This is a genomic window from Cellulomonas hominis (assembly GCF_005239125.1).
Lineage (GTDB): Bacteria > Actinomycetota > Actinomycetes > Actinomycetales > Cellulomonadaceae > Cellulomonas > Cellulomonas hominis_A.
Genome location: NZ_SZYE01000267.1, coordinates 1 through 4203 on the forward strand (window position 1 = coordinate 1; position 4203 = coordinate 4203).

The 4203-nt window shown below is 76.1% G+C and carries 3 protein-coding genes; all 3 read left to right on the top strand.

Annotated features, from left to right (window positions below; genetic code table 11):
- Positions 1-738 (top strand): hypothetical protein (locus FA014_RS20300; protein WP_195969374.1); only part of this gene is annotated, 738 nt, incomplete at its 5' end.
- Positions 739-903: 165 nt separating this feature from the next.
- A complete protein-coding gene (locus FA014_RS18540) occupies positions 904-2559 on the top strand; it encodes a methyl-accepting chemotaxis protein (protein ID WP_230323396.1) in 1656 nt (551 codons plus the stop codon).
- 76 nt (positions 2560-2635) lie between these two features.
- A partial coding sequence (dnaG, locus tag FA014_RS18545) for a DNA primase (RefSeq protein WP_230323398.1) occupies positions 2636-4203 on the top strand: 1568 nt, incomplete at its 3' end.

Below are 4203 nucleotides of genomic sequence, written 5' to 3' on the forward strand. Positions count from 1 at the left end.
GGGACGCCGGCGGCGACGGCGGAGCCGACCCCGGACCCGTCGGCGGAGGCCACGGCCGCCGAGGACGCGCGCGACGCGGCCGAGGCGGCGGCGGACGCGGCGCTCCGGGCCGGCACCGCGCAGGGGGCGGCGCCGTACTGGTACACGCGCGTCGAGGCCACGTACGACGGTCCGACGGAGACCGCCGAGACCTGGAGCAGCACGGAACGCCCGGGCCTCCTCGCCTGGGACGGGGACTACACACCGAGCAGCCTCGCCGCGATGGGGCCGAAGGACGTGCTCGGGAGCTTCGTCATCGACGGCGAGCCGGTCGAGATGCTGCGTGACCCGGCGGTGCTGCCGACCGACGCCGCCGGTCTCGCGGTGGTGCTGCGCGCGACCGTGGGCGACGGCCCCGGCGCGGACGATCTCGTGTACGGGCGGGTGCACGATCTGCTCCTCGACGGGGGCATCCGCCCGACCGCCCTGCTCCGGGCGGCTGTCGAGGTCGTGGAGTCGCTCCCCGGTGCGACGACGACCGCAGGCACGGACAGCCGGGGGCGCGCGGGCACGGTGGTCGAGTACCCGCTGGGCACCGGGGGAGTCGCTCGCCTGGTCGTCGAGCCCGGCACCTGGCTGCCGTTGGAGATCGCGGCGCCGGGCGAGCACCGGGTCTGGGTGGAGCAGGGCCCACGGGACACCGTGCCCGTCGAGCCGACCCTCGAGATCGCGGGCTGCGTCGCCTGGGAGACCTGCTGACTCGGACCCGCAGGGCCGAGTTCGCCGGTTCCGCGCGAGTTCACCCGGGCGGGCCGCGGGCCGGCGCCTCACGCGCGCCGGCGCCGCGCCGATAGGGCAGGCAGTCCGAGGACGGGGCCCGCTGCCGCGGGCCGCAGGGGAACGGCCGAACCACAGGAGCCCTGCGTGTCCGCTGCATCCCGCCCCGCCGCACCCGCCGCGTCGCCCGCCGACCCGGCCCCTCGCCGCCCCGCCCGGGGCCTGCCGCTGGCCGGCCAGATCGTGGGCGTCGCCGCGGTCGCCGCGGTCGCGGCCGTCGCCGTGGGCGGCTTCGCCGTCGCCCAGCTGGCCCAGGCCCGGTCGGCCACCGCCGAGATGGCGGAGCACGACGCCGCGGTCAACGGCGCCCTCAGCGAGTTCCAGGCGGCCCTGTGGACCGTCCGGATGAACGCCGGGATGGTGGCCGCGTACCCCGACGCGGAGGGCAAGGCGGCCCAGGACGAGGCGCTGCAGGCGGGGTACGCCGCCGTGGAGGCGTCGATGACGGCGCTCGACACCGCGCACCACGACGCCTTCGGCACCGACCCGGCGGGGTGGGCGGAGCTCGGGACCGCGTGGACGGCGTACCGGGCCGTCCTGGACGACGAGCTCATCCCGGCCGCGCTCGCCGACGACCGCGAGGCGTACGCCCAGATCCGGGACGACGGCGGGGCGGGCGAGAAGGGCCGGGCGCTCGTGGCGAGCGTCAGCGACGTGCACGACCAGATCGCGGCGACGATCGCCGCGGAGGCGTCCGACGTCGGCGACCGGGTGGCCCGGGCGATCGCGGTCACCTGGGTGGGCCTCGCGATCGGCGCCGCCGCGGCGGTCGTGGTCGCCGTGGTGGTCGCCCGCCGGATCCGGTCGGCGGCCGTCCAGGTGCGGGACTCGCTCGTGGCGATGGCCGAGGGCGACCTCACCGTGCCGGCGCAGGTGCGGTCGCGGGACGAGATCGGCGCCATGGCGACCGCGCTCGGCAGCGCGCAGCAGGCGCTGCGGGCGACGGTCGGCGGTGTGCGGGACTCCGCGCAGGCCGTCGCGGCCGCCGCGGAGGAGCTGTCGGCGGCGTCCACCCAGGTCGCGTCCGGTGCCGATGAGACGTCGGTGCAGGCGGGGGTCGTGGCGGCGGCGGCGGAGCAGGTGTCGCGGAACGTGCAGACGGTGGCGGCGGGTGCGGAGCAGATGGGTGCGAGCATCCGGGAGATCGCGCAGAACGCGTCGCAGGCGGCGAAGGTCGCGGGTCAGGCCACGGACGCGGCGGCGGTGACGAACGAGCAGGTCGCGCGGCTGGGGACGTCGTCGCAGGAGATCGGGAACGTCGTCAAGGTGATCACGAGCATCGCGGAGCAGACGAACCTGCTGGCGCTGAACGCGACGATCGAGGCGGCGCGCGCGGGGGAGGCGGGCAAGGGCTTCGCGGTCGTGGCCGGTGAGGTCAAGGAGCTGGCGCAGGAGACGGCGAAGGCGACCGAGGACATCGCGCGGCGGGTGGAGGCGATCCAGGCGGACACCAGCGGTGCGGTGGGGGCGATCGGGGAGATCAGCCACATCATCGCGAGCATCAACGACTACCAGCTGACGATCGCCTCGGCGGTGGAGGAGCAGACCGCCACGACCACGGAGATGTCCCGGTCGGTGGCCGAGGCGGCGACGGGGTCGGGGGAGATCGCCACGAACATCACCGGCGTGGCCTCGGCCGCGGCGTCCCAGTCCGACGTGCTCGGGCAGGTCGGACGGTCCGTGGCGGAGCTCGCCCAGCTGTCCGTCGACCTCGAGTCCCGCGTCGCGCGGTTCCGCTACTGAGGTCGCGGGCCCGCGTGGGTCGCGGCCTGGGGACCGCGCGACCTGCGGCCGCCGCGCGGGACCTAGGATCGTCACCGTGGCGGGACGGATCCGACGGGAGGACGTGCAGACGGTCCGGGAGCGCGCCCGGATCGAGGACGTCGTCGGCGAGCACGTCGCGCTGAAGACCGCGGGCGTCGGCTCGATGAAGGGCCTGTGCCCGTTCCACGACGAGAAGTCGCCGTCGTTCCACGTCCGCCCGCAGGTCGGGCTCTACCACTGCTTCGGGTGCGGCGAGGGCGGCGACGTCATCGACTTCATCCAGAAGATCGACGGCCTGCCGTTCACCGAGGCCGTGGAGTACCTGGCCGGCCGCGCGGGCGTGACGCTGCGGTACGAGGAGGGCGGCGGCCCGCGCCCCGGGCACGAGCCCGGCAAGCGGCAGCGGCTGCTGGAGGCGCACCGCGTCGCGGCGGAGTACTTCGCGGAGCAGCTGCTGTCCCCGGAGGGGGCGACGGCCCGGCAGTTCCTGGCCGAGCGCGGGTTCGACCGCGCCGCGGCGGAGCAGTTCGGCGTCGGGTACGCGCCCCAGGGCTGGGACCACCTGCTGCGGCACCTGCGCGGCCGGTCGTTCACGGAGGCCGAGCTGACCGCCAGCGGCCTGATGAGCCAGGGCAACCGCGGGCTGTACGACCGGTTCCGCGGGCGCCTGGTGTGGCCGATCCGGGAGGTCACCGGCGACGTCGTGGGATTCGGGGCGCGCCGGCTCTACGAGGACGACCAGGGGCCGAAGTACCTGAACACCCCCGAGACCCCGCTCTACAAGAAGTCCCAGGTCCTCTACGGGATCGACCTGGCCAAGCGCGAGATCGCGAAGAACAAGCAGGTCGTCGTGGTCGAGGGCTACACCGACGTCATGGCCATGCACCTGTCCGGGGTCGGCACGGCGGTCGCCACCTGCGGCACGGCGTTCGGCTCGGACCACGCCCGCATCGTGCGGCGGCTGATGGGCGCGGGTGGCGCCGGCAGCGGCATCCAGCTCGCGTCGGGGGAGTCGGTCGGCGGTGAGGTCGTGTTCACGTTCGACGGCGACTCCGCCGGGCAGAAGGCCGCGATGCGCGCGTTCGGGGAGGACCAGGCGTTCAGCGCGCAGACGTTCGTCGCCGTCGCCGAGGGCGGCATGGACCCGTGCGACCTGCGGCAGGCCCAGGGACCCGACGCGGTGCGCGCGCTCGTCAAGACGCGGCAGCCGCTGTTCCAGTTCGTCATCCGGACCACGCTCGACGGGTTCGACCTGCACACCGCCGAGGGCCGGGTCGCCGCGCTGCGCGCGGCCGCGCCCATCCCCGGAGGCATCCGGGACGCCGCGCTGCGCCCCGAGTACACCCGCATGCTCGCCGGCTGGCTGGGCATGGACGTCGAGACGGTGCAGCGCGCGGTGCAGCAGGCCTCCCGCGGCGGGCGCCCGTCGGGCGGTCGTGACGCGGGCGCCGGGCGCGGCACCCCGTCGTCGGGCTACGGCCAGGACGGCTACGGCGCGAACGCCGGCCGGCCGACGTTCGTGCCCCCGGGGCCGGAGGAGGGCGGCTGGCGCCGGGACGGCGGGCGCGGGCAGCGCGGCGGACGGCCCAGCGGCCGCCGCCCTGGCCACCGCCGGGCCGTCCG